This is a genomic window from Micropepsis pineolensis (assembly GCF_055392125.1).
Genome location: NZ_AP042408.1, coordinates 1,932,045 through 1,947,793, shown reverse-complemented (window position 1 = coordinate 1,947,793; position 15,749 = coordinate 1,932,045). Strand labels below are relative to the sequence as shown.

General features: G+C 59.2%; 13 protein-coding genes. 7 read left to right on the top strand and 6 right to left on the bottom strand.

Features of this window, described 5'->3' with window-relative positions; all coding sequences use genetic code 11:
* Nucleotides 1–163: 163 nt before the first annotated feature.
* Genes ACZ5RI_RS08730 through ACZ5RI_RS08715 form a run of 4 tightly spaced genes read left to right on the top strand, consistent with a single transcriptional unit; the run spans nt 164 to nt 3,549 of the window.
* The gene (locus ACZ5RI_RS08730; protein ID WP_464515576.1) at nt 164–1,114 is read left to right on the top strand and encodes a sulfate ABC transporter substrate-binding protein; all 951 of its coding nucleotides are present in this window, start codon (nt 164–166) and stop codon (nt 1,112–1,114) included.
* The gene (cysT, locus tag ACZ5RI_RS08725) at nt 1,111–1,953 is read left to right on the top strand and encodes a sulfate ABC transporter permease subunit CysT (protein WP_464511276.1); all 843 of its coding nucleotides are present in this window, start codon (nt 1,111–1,113) and stop codon (nt 1,951–1,953) included. Before ACZ5RI_RS08730 ends, cysT begins: the two co-directional genes overlap by 4 nt.
* A complete protein-coding gene (gene cysW / locus ACZ5RI_RS08720) occupies nt 1,950–2,798 on the top strand; it encodes a sulfate ABC transporter permease subunit CysW (RefSeq protein ID WP_464511273.1) in 849 nt (282 codons plus the stop codon). Before cysT ends, cysW begins: the two co-directional genes overlap by 4 nt.
* Nucleotides 2,764–3,549 (top strand): sulfate/molybdate ABC transporter ATP-binding protein, encoded by a 786-nt coding sequence (locus ACZ5RI_RS08715; protein ID WP_464511269.1) that lies wholly within the window; start codon nt 2,764–2,766, stop codon nt 3,547–3,549. The genes cysW and ACZ5RI_RS08715 overlap by 35 nt, the downstream gene beginning before the upstream one ends.
* On the opposite strand, the gene ACZ5RI_RS08710 is transcribed toward ACZ5RI_RS08715, so the two are convergent.
* Nucleotides 3,546–3,962, bottom strand: a complete 417-nt coding sequence (locus ACZ5RI_RS08710) for a hypothetical protein (protein WP_464511265.1) — start codon at nt 3,960–3,962, stop codon at nt 3,546–3,548. The genes ACZ5RI_RS08715 and ACZ5RI_RS08710 overlap by 4 nt on opposite strands.
* Nucleotides 3,959–5,764 carry an aspartate--tRNA ligase gene (gene aspS / locus ACZ5RI_RS08705; RefSeq protein WP_464511261.1) on the bottom strand — a complete coding sequence of 602 codons (1,806 nt, stop codon included), beginning with the start codon at nt 5,762–5,764 and terminating at the stop codon, nt 3,959–3,961. The genes ACZ5RI_RS08710 and aspS overlap by 4 nt, the downstream gene beginning before the upstream one ends.
* Nucleotides 5,765–5,909: 145 nt before the next feature.
* Here aspS and ACZ5RI_RS08700 point away from each other — a divergent pair, with 145 nt between their 5' ends.
* From ACZ5RI_RS08700 to rnd, 3 genes are all read left to right on the top strand, one after another.
* Nucleotides 5,910–7,745, top strand: a complete 1,836-nt coding sequence (locus tag ACZ5RI_RS08700) for an alkaline phosphatase family protein (RefSeq protein WP_464511258.1) — start codon at nt 5,910–5,912, stop codon at nt 7,743–7,745.
* Between the two features lie 77 nt (nt 7,746–7,822).
* Nucleotides 7,823–8,647 (top strand): endonuclease/exonuclease/phosphatase family protein, encoded by an 825-nt coding sequence (locus ACZ5RI_RS08695; RefSeq protein ID WP_464511255.1) that lies wholly within the window; start codon nt 7,823–7,825, stop codon nt 8,645–8,647.
* A gap of 132 nt (nt 8,648–8,779) precedes the next feature.
* Nucleotides 8,780–9,940 (top strand): ribonuclease D, encoded by a 1,161-nt coding sequence (gene rnd, locus ACZ5RI_RS08690; protein WP_464511252.1) that lies wholly within the window; start codon nt 8,780–8,782, stop codon nt 9,938–9,940.
* A 70-nt stretch (nt 9,941–10,010) separates the two neighbouring features.
* Here the strand turns inward: rnd and ACZ5RI_RS08685 are convergent, their stop codons facing one another.
* From ACZ5RI_RS08685 to ACZ5RI_RS08670, 4 genes are all read right to left on the bottom strand, one after another.
* On the bottom strand, nt 10,011–11,126 hold the full coding sequence (locus tag ACZ5RI_RS08685; RefSeq protein WP_464511249.1) for an endo-1,4-beta-xylanase: 1,116 nt from the start codon (nt 11,124–11,126) through the stop codon (nt 10,011–10,013).
* A 98-nt stretch (nt 11,127–11,224) separates the two neighbouring features.
* A complete protein-coding gene (locus ACZ5RI_RS08680; RefSeq protein WP_464511245.1) occupies nt 11,225–13,417 on the bottom strand; it encodes a glycoside hydrolase family 52 protein in 2,193 nt (730 codons plus the stop codon).
* Between the two features lie 140 nt (nt 13,418–13,557).
* Nucleotides 13,558–14,913 carry an MFS transporter gene (locus tag ACZ5RI_RS08675; protein ID WP_464511240.1) on the bottom strand — a complete coding sequence of 452 codons (1,356 nt, stop codon included), beginning with the start codon at nt 14,911–14,913 and terminating at the stop codon, nt 13,558–13,560.
* Nucleotides 14,914–15,173: 260 nt separating this feature from the next.
* Nucleotides 15,174–15,695, bottom strand: a complete 522-nt coding sequence (locus ACZ5RI_RS08670; RefSeq protein WP_464511234.1) for a DUF6491 family protein — start codon at nt 15,693–15,695, stop codon at nt 15,174–15,176.
* Nucleotides 15,696–15,749: the final 54 nt, after the last annotated feature.

Genomic DNA, 15,749 nt, shown 5'->3' with positions numbered 1-15,749 from the left:
ATCAAACGGTCGCCGCAGCAATGCAGCGGCCGTTTTTGCTTTTGGTAACTATATTGACCTTGTAGAGAATGTAGAGTTTAATTTTACGTGTCTGACATGAGGAATCGCCATGCACCGGATCGCCCAGTTTATCGCCTTGTTACTTTTGGTTGTGGCCCCCAGTATGGCCGGGGATATCCGCCTGCTCAATGTCAGCTATGATCCGACACGCGAGTTATACCGCGACATCGACGCCGCCTTTGCCAAAGACTGGAAAGCCCAAACCGGCCAGACTGTGGTGATCAACCAGTCTCATGGCGGATCGGGCGCGCAGGCCCGTTCGGTGATCGAGGGGTTGGATGCCGATGTCGTAACGCTGGCGCTGGCCTATGATATCGATGCCATTGCCACCCGGGCCCGCCTGCTGCCGACGGACTGGCAGAAGCGTCTGCCCGCCAACAGCACGCCCTACACTTCCACTTACGTCTTTCTGGTGCGCAAGGGTAACCCCAAGCATATCCGCAACTGGGGCGACCTGATCAAACCGGGCGTACAGGTGGTGACCCCGAACCCGAAAACCTCTGGGGGCGCACGCTGGGCCTATCTGGCGGCCTGGGCCTATGGCCTGAACCGCGCTGGGGGTAATGCGCAAAAGGCCCGCGACTTCGTCGCTCAACTTTACCAGCATGTGCCGGTGCTCGACACCGGCGCCCGCGGGGCCACCGTCACCTTTGTCCAGCGGGGCTTAGGTGATGTGCAGCTGACCTGGGAGAACGAGGCCCATCTGGCGCTGAAAGAGCATGGCGGCGACAAGTTCGAAATCGTCTATCCGCCCAGCTCCATTCTGGCGGAACCGCCGGTGGCCCTGCTCGACAAAAATGTCGACCGCCACGGCAGCCGTAAAGTGGCCGAAGCCTATCTGCGCTTTTTGTACAGCCCGGCAGCGCAGGAAATCGAGGCCCGCAACTTCTATCGCCCGCGGGATGCCAAGGTGCTGGCAGCCCACGCCGCCACCTTTCCCAAAATTGCTAAACTCTATACAGTCGATGGCGTCTTCGGCGGCTGGCAGAAAGCCAATGCAGTACATTTCGCCGATGGCGGTATCTTCGACCAAATCTATAAGCCCGGCAGATGAAAATTGCGCAGCTCTTCAAACGGCGTGACACCGGCAGTATTCTGCCCGGCTTTGGCCTGACGCTTGGCTTTACGCTGTTCTACATCTCGGCGTTGATACTGATCCCGCTGATGGCGCTGTTCCTGCGTCCGCTCTCGCTTGGCTTTAGCGGTTTTTGGGAAATCTTGAGCGATACCCGGGTGCAGGCGGCGTTACGGCTATCGTTTGGCGGGGCGCTGATCGCCGCGCTGATCAATGCGTTTTTCGGCCTGATCCTGGCCTGGGTACTGACCCGCTATCGCTTCACCGGACGGCGCTTTATTGATGCGCTGGTGGACCTGCCTTTCGCACTGCCCACCGCGGTGGCGGGCATTGCCCTGTCCGCGCTCTATGCCCCGCATGGCTGGCTCGGTGAACCGCTGATGCGGCTGGGCCTGAAAGTCTCCTATACCCCGCTGGGGGTGATTGTGGCGCTAACCTTTGTTGGCCTGCCCTTTGTCGTGCGCACCCTGCAGCCGGTTATTGCCGAACTTAATCAGGATGCCGAGGATGCCGCCGCCACCTTGGGGGCCAGCCGCTGGCAAACCCTGTGGCATGTCGTGCTGCCCGCCCTGACGCCAGCGCTTCTGACCGGTGCGGCGCTCGCCTTCGCCCGGGCGGTGGGCGAATATGGCTCGGTCATTTTCATTGCCGGTAATATTCCGGCGGTTTCGGAAATCGCCCCACTGCTGATCGTCACCAAACTGGAACAGTATGATTACGAAGGGGCCGCCGCCATCGGCGTCATCATGGTGACAGCCTCGTTCCTGATCGCCGTGGTGCTGAACCTGCTGCACTTTGCTGCCGCGAGGCGCCAATGAAGCCCATCACCGGCCCGCATGATGAAGCCCCGGCCTTGCGGCTGCTACTGATCGCCATTGCGGTTGGCTTCGTTGCCCTGTTCCTGCTGCTGCCGCTGATCCTGGTCTTTAGCGAGGCGTTGGCGGCTGGCTGGCGGCTGGCCTGGGATGCCATCATCACGACCGACACACTTTCGGCCATCCGCATCAGCCTGATCGCCGCCGTCATCAGCGTACCGCTGAACGCCCTGTTCGGGGTGGCGGCGGCGTGGGCGATTGCCAAATTCGACTTTCGTGGCAAAAGTCTGCTGACCGCGCTGATCGATCTGCCTTACGCCATTTCGCCGGTGGTGTCCGGCATGGTCTATGTGCTGATCTTCGGGCTGCAGGGCTGGCTCGGTGAAACGTTACGCGACTGGGATATCAAGATCGTCTTTGCCCTGCCCGGCATTATTCTGGCCACTCTGTTCGTCACCGTGCCCTTTGTCGCGCGCGAGCTGATCCCCCTGATGCAGGATCAGGGCCGCACCGAAGAGGAAGCGGCGCTGTCACTGGGGGCCACCGGCTGGCAAACCATCTGGAACGTCACGCTGCCCAATATCAAATGGGGGCTGCTCTATGGCGTGCTGTTGTGTAACGCCCGTGCCATGGGCGAATTCGGCGCGGTGTCGGTGATCAGTGGCCATATCCGCGGCCTGACCAACACCATGCCGCTGCAGGTCGAAGTGCTGTACAATGATTATCAGATGGTGGGGGCTTTTGCGGTCGCCGGCCTGCTGGCGCTGCTGGCGCTGGTGACGCTGGTGCTGAAGGGACTGATGGAATGGCGTTATGCCGACGAACTGGCCGCCGCCCACCGCCATTGATTTTAAGGAGTTTTGCCCTGTGTCGTTGATTGTGCAGTCCCTGGTCAAAGATTTCGGCACCTATCCGGCGCTGAACGGTGCCAGCTTCACCGCGCCTGCCGGGGCCTTTATCGCGCTGCTGGGACCATCGGGATCGGGCAAAACCACCCTGCTGCGGATTTTGGGCGGGCTGGAAGTACCCGCCTCCGGCACGGTGCAGTTTGACGGGGCCGATCTGTTAAGCCTGCCATCGCGCGCCCGGCGCACCGGTTTCGTGTTTCAGAACTATGCCCTGTTCCGCCACATGACGGTGGCGGCCAACATCGCCTTTGGACTCAAAATCCGCCCGCGCCGCACCCGCCCCACCAAAGCCGATATTCGGTTACGGGTCGAGCAATTGCTGGAGCTGGTGCAACTGGAAGGTTTGGGCGGGCGCTATCCGTCACAGCTTTCCGGCGGTCAGTGCCAGCGTGTGGCGCTGGCCCGGGCGCTGGCGATCGAGCCGAAGCTGCTGCTGCTCGACGAACCCTTTGGTGCGCTCGATGCCAAGGTGCGCAAAGAGCTGCGCGTCTGGCTTAAAGCCCTGCACGCCCGGCTGGGTCTGACCACGGTGTTCGTCACCCACGATCAGGACGAAGCCTTCAGCGTCGCCGATCTGGTCGCGGTGATGAACAAGGGCGTGATCGAGCAGTTCGGTACACCGGACGCGCTAAAATCTGCCCCGAAGACCAAATTCGTCGCCGATTTTCTCGAAGCGGCCCCGCCGCTTTAGGGCTTGCCCGCAAAAGCCTGTTCAAAATATTCGCAATGACCGTCGCCCGAAATACGGAACGAACGGATTTTGTCGCTTTTGTCTGCCGACATGGTGATGGTGCAGGGCTGTGGCGGTGTGACCGCGTTGGGGGTGGAGCGCAGCGCCGCCGCAACTTCCGCCCCACGGGCATTGTTGGCCGCCGCATGCTTGCCACCCGGTGCCGAGGAAGGCGCCCGGGCGGTCCAGACATACTGGGTGCCGTCTTTGGTGTGATGGATGCTTGGCGGCGCGCCCAGCCGGGTTACCGCCGCGTCAGTCTTCTGACCGACCAGCGCATGCAGCCCGTCGCTTAAACTGACCGGCTCGGAAGAAGAGGCGCAGCCCGCAACGAGCAGCGCCCCCCATAAAACATACAGCCGCCGGGGGCTCACTTATTTTCCGGCAGCACGACGCGGATATGCAGTTCGCGCAGCTGCTTGAGCGAGGCTTCGGCCGGCGCATTCATCATCAGATCCTGCGCCTTCTGATTCATCGGGAACACGATGACATCGCGTAAGTTATCGACACCGGCCAGCAGCATGACGATGCGGTCGATGCCCGGCGCGGTGCCACCATGCGGCGGCGCGCCATAACGGAAGGCGTTCAGCATGCCAGCGAACTTTTCCTCGGTCTCCTCGCGCTTGTAACCGGAGATCTCGAAGGCCTTGAGCATGACTTCCGGATCATGGTTACGGATAGCACCCGAAGACAGCTCGATACCATTGCAAACGATGTCATACTGGAACGCCTTGATGCCCAGCAAGGTGTCGCGGTCGTTGGCATCCAGGGTCAGGAACTTCTCACGATCGAACTGCGGCATCGAGAAGGGGTTATGCGAGAAGATGATCTTCTTCTCGTCCTCGTCCCACTCATACATCGGGAAATCAACGATCCAGCAGAATTCAAAGCGCTTCTCGTCGATCAGGTTCAGTTCGCGGCCCAAACGGATACGGGCCTGACCGGCCACACCGGCCGCACGCAGCGCCTTGGTATCGGCCGAGAAGAACACGGCATCGCCGGGGCCAACCTTGGCACGGGCCGCCAGTTCCGCCTGCGCCTCAGTGGGCAGGAACTTGGCAATCGGTCCTTTGCCGGTGAGCACGCCGCCGACATCCTCGAACACAATATAGCCAAGGCCGGGGGTGCCCAGTTCGGCACGGGCCCACTCGTTGATCTTGTCGAAGAAGGAACGCGGATTGCCTGCCGCACCGGGGGCCGGAATGGCGCGCACGGTTTTGTTCTTGAACGCCTTGAAGGCGACATCGTCACGGTCGAAAATATCCGACACATCGACGATTTCGATCGGGTTGCGCAAATCCGGCTTGTCGACGCCATATTTGAGCATCGATTCATCGTAGGGGATGCGCACGAAGGGGGCCTTGGACACGGTACGGCCGTCGGCAAATTCCTCGAACACACCGGCCAGCACCGGCTCGATGGCGGCAAAGACATCGTCCTGCGTGACGAAGCTCATCTCGACATCAAGCTGATAGAATTCGCCGGGGCTGCGGTCAGCACGGGCGTCTTCATCGCGGAAGCAGGGCGCAATCTGGAAATAGCGGTCAAAGCCCGCCACCATCAGAAGCTGCTTGAACTGCTGCGGGGCCTGCGGCAGGGCATAGAACTTGCCGGGGTGAATGCGCGAAGGCACCAGAAAGTCGCGCGCGCCTTCCGGCGAGGAAGCTGTCAGGATCGGGGTCTGATATTCGGTGAAGCCCTGCGCCACCATGCGCTGGCGGATCGAGGTGATGACCTTCGACCGCAGCAGGATGTTCTTGTGCAGCCGTTCACGGCGCAAATCGAGGAAGCGATATTTCAGCCGGGTATCTTCCGGGTAGTCGAGATCACCAAACACCGGCAGCGGCAGCTCGGCCGCGCGGGATTCGACCGAAATGGCTTCAATGCGCAGTTCGATCCCACCGGTGGGCAGATCGGGATTGACCGCTTCGGCATCACGGGCCACGACCTTACCAGTCAGCGTGACGACCCATTCCGAGCGCACCTTGTCGACTTCGGCAAAAGCCTTCGAATCCGGCTCGATCACGCACTGGGTCAGGCCGTAATGATCGCGTAAATCGATGAACACCAACCCGCCATGATCGCGCCTTCTGTGAACCCACCCCGACAGCCGGACAGTGGTTCCGACGTCACTGGGGCGAAGCTGGCCGCAAGTATGTGTGCGATAGGCGTGCATGGCTGTTCCTTACTTCCTTAATCTTCACGCAGAAATGGCGGGTATGTGGGCCTTTTCCGGCCATCTGGTCAAGGGTTTAATGCTTGTTACAAGTGTCACAAACGCTGCATAGACTGCCCGCAACGAGTCTGAAAGGGGTATTGTCATGAAACATTGGCTTTTAAGCCGGTGCTTTTGCTTTGGTTTGGCAGGCGGTCTGGCCGGATTGGTCGCGGCAGGCGCGAACAGCGCTGCGGCTGCACCGGTAAGTGGGCGTAATGTCGTTATCTTTGTCGCCGACGGACTGCGCTATGACAGCGTCACCCCGGAGACCGGACCGACCTTTTTAAAGATTCGCCGCGAGGGGGTCGATTTCACGTCGAGCCATTCGGCCTATCCGACGTTGACCACGGTCAACGCCGCGGTAATTGCCACTGGCCACATGCCGGGCGATACCGGCAACTATGCCAACAGTTTTTACACGGGCTTCCCGGTGAAATGTGCCGAGGGCGCTCCGCTGGCCTTTGTCGAAGACAACTGCATTTTGCGCGATATAAAATCACATTTCTCTAATGATTACATCGCACAAACGACACTTCTTCAAGCAGCGCGCCAGGCCGGTATCAACACCGTTCTGGTTGGCAAGAAGGGTCCGCTGGCCATTCAGTATCTGCCCGCACTCGACAGCAAGAACGACAGCGTTGAGGGCCCGGTGGGCATTTTCATCGATGAATCGACCAACAAGAGCGAATTCAGCCCGACCATCGGCGGACCGCTCGCCGCCGAGATCAAAGCCGCGACCGGCCTTGCCGCCCCGGCCGATACATCTGCCCCCAACCTGGCCCAGCAGGCCTATCAGCAAAATGCCGTCACCCAGGTGCTGATCCCGCGCCTCAAGCAAAGCGGCAAGCCGTTCGCCATGCTGTACTGGTCGCGCGACCCTGATGCCACCCAGCACGCCGCCGCCGACAGCGAAGGCAAGCTGGTTCCCGGCATCAATTCGACCAATGACCGTTCCGCAATCTATAACGCTGACAGAGACTTAAAAGCCATTCTTGATGCACTGAAATTCCAGGGCCTCGACGGCAATACCGACGTTATTGTGGTGGCGGACCATGGCTTTTCAACCATCGGCAAAGGCATTCCCACGGCAGATGGCGAAATTCCGAACAGCACCCTGCCCTCGGGTTTTCTGGCCCTTGATGTCGCCGATTGGCTCGGCCGCAAAATCTTCGACCCGATGCGCGCCAATGCCGAAGTCGATCTGGCCAGCGGCGAACACCCCACCGGTTATGCCCTGATTGGCGACAGTGCCGAAAAGCCGGAAGCCATTCTGGTTTCCAACGGCAATACCGAATTCATCTATGTCCCCGAAGGGCCGAACCGCCGGGCCATCGCCAGCAAGCTGATCGCAAAGCTGGCGACAGCACCCTATACCGGCGGTCTGTTCGTTAACGATGCCGTTATCGACGGCAAGCCGGGGGATTTCGCCGGGGCCGTACCGATGAGCCAGATCAACATGATTGGCTCGTCTAAGGTTCCGCAGCCAACGATTATTCTCGCTCTGCGCAGTTTTGTTGCCAAGGGCTGTACGCTGGGTGAACTTTTGTGCGCCGTAGAACTGTCTGATACGTCGCTGGCCACCGGCCACGGCAACCATGGCAGCTTCAGCCGGGCCGACACCCGCAACTTCATGGCGGCCATCGGGCCGGACTTTAAGACCGGTGCGCAAGTATCTTCACCGGTTGGGAATATGGACGTTGCACCAACCGCCGCCAAACTGCTCGGCATCAGCCTGAATGGCCCCGGCACCCTGACCGGCCGGGTGATGGAAGAAGCCCTCAAGGATGGCAAGCCGGTTAAGGTCGAGATGCGCACCATCGCCTCGCCCAAAACCGCCGACGGCCTGCAAACCGTGGTTAAGACCCAGGTGGTGGGCAACACCCATTATCTGGATGTCGGCGGTGTACCCGGCCGTGTTGTTGGCCTGCCCGCTGAATAAGGATTTTCTCCCTCCACAAATTGCACTTATTGGTTGTATGTTATAGTATGTACAACCTAAAATTTGTGGAGGGAAAAATGCTCAAACTAATAACGCTTAATCTTGCCAATTACGACGACCACCCTGGCTGGCTGGACCGGCTTGGTTATATCGCGCAAGCAATCCAAAACAGTGGGGCCAGCGTCGTTTGCTTGACCGAAAACCGGTATAATGTGAACAACGCCTTCAATACCTATGCGCCCCAGTACTGGAGCAATCATTCTATTGCCGCCCCGGATACTCCTGCGGATATGGGCGCGCAAATCATCACCCTGTTGAATGCCAATCAAAAGGGCTTGGTTTGGAATAGCTTTACCGCACTTGAATGCACATACACGGAAGGTAAAATATGGGAAAGCCTGTCCATTCTCTCAACCCTGCCGCTGAGTAACGAAGGCTCTGTCAGCATTCCCCACGGCACCGATGGCAACACCCGGATAGTCCAGTACGCCGACATCAAAACACAGGGAAATGCCAAGATTACGGTTCTTAATACGCATTATCCACTGGATGATACTGCACGTATAGAAGCATCTGATCAAATTTTAGAACTCATCGTCACAAAGACGGGCGGATCGATGTTTGTTCTGGTGGGCGATTTGAATGCTACACCATCCGACGCATGTTTTGATCTGTTCAACGCTAAGGGGTTCGTCGATATTCAGGCGAAGCTCGACCCGAACGGGCTTAACTACACATGGGCGACGCCAGCCCTGTCGGAGCGTGTTGACTATATCTGGTCAGCACCAGACCTTGCCAAAACTGTAAAATCAATCGCCATGGTTCCGGCCAACAATCAGGCACAAGGCAACACGCTTTACCTTTCTGACCATTTGGGGCTTTGCGCAACATTTATCATCTGAGACCATGCCAAAACCTGTGCGCGAGACAAAAACATCTCGCGCACACGGCAGTAAAAATTCGGCATGCGGCGCATCGCCTCCCGGGGCTGCATATTTTGCGGCCCGGCCCGAATCCGGCTATGCCTTGTTACTATGCGCATCATTGAAACCACGGCAGCCCTGGCTGAGCTGACGGCGGAACTCAAAACAGCCCCCTTTGTCGCACTCGATACCGAGTTCATGCGGGATTCGACCTATTGGCCTAAGCTCTGCCTGCTGCAGATTGCAGCCCCGGGGATAGAGGCGATAGTCGACCCCCTGGCGGAAGGCATTGATCTTACGCCATTTTTTGAAATCCTGACCATCCCCAACATCGTCAAGGTGTTGCATGCCGGTCGGCAGGATATCGAGATTTTCTGGAACCTTGGCCACGCCATCCCCCATCCGCTGTTCGATTCCCAGATCGCGGCGATGGTGTGCGGCTTTGGCGAGGCGGCGTCCTATGAAACGCTCGCCCGCAAGCTGGTCGGGGTGCAGCTCGACAAATCGGCCCGCTTTACCGACTGGTCGCGCCGCCCTTTAAGCAAGCGCCAGCTCGAATATGCCCTGGCTGATGTCACCCATCTGCGCGTGATCTATGAAAAGCTCACCACCGAACTGAACGAAACCGGTCGTGACGCCTGGGTGGCCGAAGAAATCCGCGCCCTGCAGGATGAAAAGCTCTATGTGCTGGACCCGGCCACGGCCTGGAGGCGGCTAAAGCCGCGCACGACCAGCAAACGCTTCCTCACCACCCTGGCGGTGGTTGCCGCCTGGCGCGAGCGTGAGGCCCAGACCCGTGACACCCCGCGTGGCCGCGTGCTGAAGGACGAAGTGCTGCTGGAGATCGCCGCCAATCCCCCGGCGAATGCCGAGATGCTCGAACAGATCCGGGCCGTGCCTAAGGGCTTTGCCGCCTCACGCATGGGCAAGACACTGCTGGAAGCACTGGAAGAAAGCCGCAATGCCCCGCCGATGGTGTTTGATGCGGCCGATACCAAGCCGAAGCGCCATCATGAAACCCCGGCAGCGACCGTCGATCTGCTCAAGGCGTTACTGCGGCTAAAAGCCGAGGAAGCCGGGGTTGCCCCGCGCCTGATCGCCTCGACCGACGATATCGAAACGCTGGCAGCCGAAGAAGACGATGGCCTTGCCGTGCTGAGTGGCTGGCGCGCCGAACTCTATGGCAAAGATGCGGTTGCCTTGCGCAGCGGCAAGCTGGCTATCGCAATCAAGAACGGCAAGGCCGCACTGGTGCCACTTAGCGAGGACTAAAACCCACTACCAAACGGCACAACAAAAAACGGCGGGGTCCCCCTCGCCGTTTTTGTTTTATGCGTATTTCTTATGGCTTTGGTACCGCCATGACCGCATCATAGGCAGGCTTGGCGGAACCATTGCGGTTGAACAACAGCGGGTAATTGGTGCGGCCATGGATCGGCCAGTCATTGAGCCAGCTTCCACCATCGGTGACGCCCCAGAAGGTCACCCGGTTCACCACATCCCGGTGACGGTAATAGATGGCGAACAGCTCGGCATAACGGCTGGCCAGTTGCTGCTCTGCCAGATCGGTGAGGCCGCCCGCATAGGGGTTCAGCGCCGGACTTTGCGCCATTTTCACGGTAATGTCGGCCCCGCGTAAGGATGGATCACGCGGCAGCACATCGACATCCAGCTCGGTGATCGCCACCTTCACACCCAGTTTGCCAAAATCGGTGATGGCAGCGTCGGTATCGGCAGCGGACGGCCAGCTTAAGGTATCGTGGCTCTGCATCCCGACGGTGGTGACCGGCACCCCGGCGGCTTTGAGCTTTTTGATCAGCGCCAGCGCCCCAGCCCGTTTGGCCGGAATTTCCAGCGTATAGTCGTTATAGGTCAGCTCGGCCGACGGATCAGCTTCGTGGGCATACTGAAACGCGATGGTGATATACTCCTCGCCGATAATTTTCAGCCAGGGCGACGCGCGCAAACTGCCATCATCATTCAGCGCTTCGTTGACCACATCCCAGGATTTGATCCTGCCCTTATAGCGACCGACCACGGTGAAGATGTGATCGTGCAGACGCTTGAGCAGCACGTCGCGCGACACCGGCTTGCCTGCATCCTGAAACACCCAGTCCGGCGTCTGCTGATGCCACACCAGCACATGGCCAACGGTGTACATGTGATGGGCCACACCGAAATCGACATATTTATCAGCGGCGGTGAAATCATACTGGTTCGGCGTGGAATGAAGGCTCGCCCATTTCAGCGCGTTCTCGGGTGAGATGGTGTTGAACTCACGCACGACGATGGCGCTGCTCTGCCCGTCTTTCCCGGAAAAAATATCGGCGTTGAGCGCTGCGCCAACGTGGAAGCTTGCCCCATACGCCCCGCTCAGCGTGGCCGGGGCTGCCGCCGCGGCACAGATGGAAAACGCCGACACGAACAGCACCGGCAACAGTAAGGCTTTTACCCGCATGATCTGTCTCACTTTAAACTTCAAGGGCTGCATCACGCCCCCCACCCGGCACCCACCGCAGGCCTGACCATAGCCGTGGTGGGACACCAGAAATACCATCATCCCAGCCAGAGGGCACTGGTAATGATGCGTGGATAGTAGCGGCTGGCCTTGCCCTCGCCCGACACGATCTGGTCGCAACAGGCCCAATAGGCACTGCCCACCACCTGCCAACCGACATGGGCGGCATCGGCCTTCTGCAACACGGCGGCCACGGCGGGATCGGCATCAAGCCCGAACACCTTGCGCGTCACATGCAGGAAGATCGAGATCTTGCTCATCCACGAATTGTTGCTGGTCGAGGAAAGCTTGATCCCGCCATCGGCAAACAGATTGCGCCGCTGCGGATCGGTTAGCAGTTTTTCGGTGTGCACTTTAAGGGCATCGTACATCCGCTTCTCGGCAGCCGAGGCATAGATCTGATCGGCCGCCACCCCGGCATAACCGGTTTCGGCATAATAGAGCGGATAGGCGCACCCCTCCACCGCGGGCAGAATGCGCGAGGCATAGCCGGGATTGTGCATTTCAAAGATGGCTGGCAACACCCCGTCTACCGCCTGATCGGCGACCACGGCGGCAACCTTTTCCGCCCAGGTTTCGCACTGCTTCTGCTTGGCCGCATCGCCCAGATCGCGGAACAACAGTGCCAGCGTGCGATAGCTCGCCCAGCATTTGACCGCCATGTAGACGTTATTGCGGGTCTGGGCCAGCGAATGGTCCAGGCTGTCATAGGTGGTGATTTCCTGCCCGCCCGCGCATTTGGTGCTGTCATACTGGGCAAAGCCCACCTCGCCACCACGGTTTATCATACTGGTCAGACAGGCATCGACCACCATGGTATTGGCTTTAAGCCAATCCGTATCGCGCGTCTTGGCCTCGTAACACCCCGCGGTCAGCACCCAGTTGCACAGCTGTTCCTGCGTCATATAGCTGAAGCAGCCGGTCAGATTGGCCAGCTCGTAGCTCGACCGGCCCTGTGGCGCGAAATTGTTGTGCGCCCCCATATCGTGGCAGAAGCTGACGCCGCCCGGCGCCTTGTCATAGGGCCGCGCCAGCTGGGCCGCATCGGGCGGCGGCGGCGGTTGTGACGGATCAAGCTGACGGTCCGTCCCGCCATTGACCGCATCGCCCTGATAGACCTTAACCTCGTCATTATAGCTGTATTTGGCGACGAAATTATCCAGCAGATTGCGCACCACCCAAGGATTGCGATCCAGTTCCCAGAAGACGTGATCAACCGACAGATCTAGGGTGTTCATCATGCAATACTCACCCTCGTTCACCACCCAGAACGGCTTGCCTTCAATCTCCAGAAGCTGGGTGCTGCCGTAATAGCTGTGGGTGGCATGGGCGATCAGGAACTGCTGATCGGCCGACAGCTTTGACCCGGCCAGTTTGGCATCCAGCGCGGCAGATTCGGCAATCAGTTCGGGCGCGCGGTTCAGCGCATCGCTCAAAACATCCGCCAGACCGGTGAAATAGCGCGTGTAGAGATAGCGCCCGTTCAGCCCGGTGGTCTGAAAACCTTCCAGATAGGAACCGATAGCCAGCACCATCTTGTAGGTTTTGCCCGCCGGAACTTCGAAACCAACGCCGGGGCACGAACCCAGCAGATGCACCGGATTATGCTTTTCACGGATACCGTCGGTCGCCGACCAACGCATGAAGCCAAAGGGCTGCACCCTGGCACCGCTTACGACATCGACGACTTCGGCGGCCACACCTTCGGCCCGGCGACAGGCAAAGCCAATGCGCTGAAGCCCCAGATCATCGGTGATCATACGCGGACCGGGATGCGGATAATTGAGCGCGAAGATACCGGTTTTCGGCTTGGTGCCGGTGGAATTATCGATGGTCAGCTCGGCCACCACGGCTGGCAGCAAACCGGCGCGCATCTGCATCACACTGGCTTTATCGGGGTCGGCAATACTGCCAAACGGCGAATAGATCGCGAATGTCATCCCGCCCGCGGTCCAGCGGTCCGTGGCCCAGCCATACTGACGGGTGACATCCTTCAGATCGAACGGCACCGCATCAGGGCGCACATTCTGTTCGGCGGGCCCCGCCTGCTCGACCAAAAAGGCGTCCGCAGCCGTACTGGCCGCACCGACATAAAACGGCAGGCTTTGGAGCGGTGTATCGCTGTAGCGGTCACCATCAATCAGGCCGACAAAAATTTCCTGATCGGCGGGCTGACCAATCTGCAGGCCAATGCCGCCCCGCGTGCCGGGATTGCCGCAGGTAAAGCTCATAAAAGCGCCCATGGGTGAATGCTGGGCATTAAAACCGATGGGGCAGGATAATGGACGCAAAGTGGACATGGGTTTCCTCGATTTTTATTATGATGGCATAGGGGGGGCGGCAGGATTTTTCCCGCCGCCCGCACCCGGCTTCAGACTTTGGCGAAGCTTTTGCGCCGTTCGATCAGCTCGTTGGCAATTTCCTGATTTCGCTCGCGCGACAAGGGATAGAGGCACAGGAACCCCGCCGCGATCAGGAAGGCCAGACCGGCATAGAAGCTGGCGGTCAGCATAATGCCGCCCTGCGCCGCCGCCGATTGCACGGTGGCATCCGATGCAAAGCCATAGAACGAGAACAGCCAGCCAGCGATCGCCCCACCCAGCGCAATGCCAAGCCACAGTGCGAACACCACCGCCGCCGTCACCGTGCCGGAAGCACGCCGACCGGTTTTCCATTCGCCGTAATCGGCCACATCGCCCATCATCGCCCACAGAATGGGGCCCGACAGACCAAAGGCGAACTGGCGCAACACCTCGGTGATAATAATCAGAGTGTTGGCCCGGGGCGGCAGCACATAAAGCGCCATGGTGAACAGACCGGTCAGCGCCATCGAGGCGATGAACAGCTCACGCTTGCCAAGCCGGACCGAGACAAAGGTCGAACAGGCCACCCCGACCAGCAATGCCGCCAGACCGAAACCGTTGAACCAAGCATACAGATCGACATTGCCGACAACAAACCGGAAATAGGGCAGCATGACATTGCCGCGGATCAGCACCGCAATGAAATAGAAGGTGGTGACCAGAAACAGGATGACCCAGGGCTTATTGCCAAACAGGTCTTTCAGATCCTGCCCCAGCGCGTTCTTCTGTTCCGGATTGGGCTGGATGCGTTCCCTGGTGGTAAGGAAGGCGATGATGAAGAAGATCACGCTTAACAGTGACAGCAACCCCATGGTGAGCTGATAGCCCAGCGCATCATTGCCGTGGCCGAAGAACTTCACCATCGGAATGGCGAGCGAAGCGATGATGAACCCGGCCAGATTGGCCGCAATCTGACGATAGGAGGAGATCGAGGTGCGTTCGTCCGGGTCCTCGGTCATCACTGCCGTCATCGAGGCGTATGGCACATTGTTGACGGTATAGATCACCCGCAGCAGGATATAAGTCGTCCAGGCATAGATGATCTTGGCCATCGGGCTGATGTCAGGCGTGGTGAAGGTGAGCACACCGATGATGCCGAAGGGCACCGCTGTCCATAACAGCCAGGGCCGGAACTTGCCCCAGCGCGATACCGTGCGGTCGGCAATCATGCCCATGACGGGATTAAAACATGCCACACCCAGACCGACGACCAGGAACAGCGTTCCCGCCTCACCGGCGCTGAGGCCAAAGGTGTGGGTGTAAAAATCCAGCTGTAACGCAATCATGGCCTGGAAAATGAAATTCGCGGCCATATCACCGAGGGCGTAACCGACCTTCTCGGACACCGAAAGTTTCTGCATCATACGCGTCTTGTCCCCTATCTCCTGCCCTGTTTCATGCCCCCGGCCTGACGCCGATGGACCTTAAACGCACGGGGACGAGCCGCAGATCTCAAAGCCTGATGGTTCCCGCCCCGGAATCGGCCGTTATTGTTTTCTAAGCCGATACCCTTAACAGTAGTGGGAGCGCTACCAAAGCGCAATCAGAAAAAGGGCCCCAGCGTGCAGCTGCGACCCTTTTATAAATGCAGACCGTAATTCCGACGGGGGCGCTTCAGACAGCGCTATTTTTCTGGTGCTGCATCTTTAGGCGCATCAGCGGGAACGTCCTTCGGGGCGTCCTTTACTGCATCCTTGGGCGGAATAGCTGTGAACGCACCCAGCATGCAGGGCGTCCAGCGCCGCATAACATAGACCACCTGCATGTTGCCGCAGATGCTGCCACCGCGGATTTCATAGGCGATGGCCTGTTCGAATTTCAGCCCCGGGCACGTGCGTTTCAGATCATTGCGCCAGGCTTTGCCCCCGCGCATATGAAACACAATGGTCTTGTCATCGGGGTAAGACAGATGGTCGATATTGCCAGCATCCAGACAGATCTGATGCGGCTTGGCCGTTGCGGGCACCGGCGGTGCCGGGGTCGGCGTTGGCACAACGGCCGCATCGGACGGCGGACTTGCGGGGGAATTGGCGGGCGGATCGGCCCAGCTTGCCCCGGCCGCCAGCAGAATCCCTGCCGTCAGGAGCGCCATGGCTGGCAAACACGAGGCAGAAAGATACGCGGACAGAATTTTCATGCGTTTCATGCGGCTTCCTCCTTCCGGAAAAACCGGAATGCAAAGATGCCCTTTCCCACCGCT